Raw genomic sequence first — 455 nt, 5'->3', positions numbered from 1 at the left:
GCTGCGTATCGACGACATCGGCAACGATGCGCACGCGATGGCCGACCTGCTGGGCCGCGTGTTCGGGCGTCCGATGCCGCCGGCCGCACAACTGGGCGCACCGCGCCTGCCTGCCGGCCACTGGCGCAGGTATCGCGACGTGATGGGCGCCGCGTTCGCCCAGCTCACCCCGGTCGCGGTGCGCTTGGGTTACCCGGAAGAGTGAGGAGCATCTGATGCAACTGAGCAGTCACAGCCTGGTCAACGGTGCGTCGATCGACCGTGAGTTCGCCGCCGGCGATGCCGCCGGCTTCGCCCCCGACCGCAACCCGCACCTGGCCTGGAGCGGCGTGCCCGATGGCACCCGCTCGTTCCTGCTGGTGTGCGTGGACCCGGACGTGCCAACGGTGCCGGAAACGGTCGGCCGCGATGACATGAGCGTGCCGCGCGATCAGCCGCGCGGCGATTTCGTGCAC

1 protein-coding gene and 1 pseudogene are annotated in these 455 nt (G+C 70.5%); both read left to right on the top strand.

Features of this window, described 5'->3' with window-relative positions; all coding sequences use genetic code 11:
- Window positions 1-205, top strand: a 205-nt coding sequence (locus tag LC454_RS26270; protein ID WP_223585392.1) for a hypothetical protein, incomplete at its 5' end; no start/stop codon positions are given.
- Window positions 206-215: 10 nt separating this feature from the next.
- Window positions 216-455, top strand: a pseudogene (locus tag LC454_RS26265) (YbhB/YbcL family Raf kinase inhibitor-like protein); the annotation flags it as partial.

This window comes from Sphingobacterium sp. GVS05A, assembly GCF_019969845.1.
Classification (GTDB): Bacteria; Bacteroidota; Bacteroidia; order Sphingobacteriales; family Sphingobacteriaceae; genus Sphingobacterium.
This window is presented reverse-complemented; position numbering and strand designations above follow the sequence as displayed.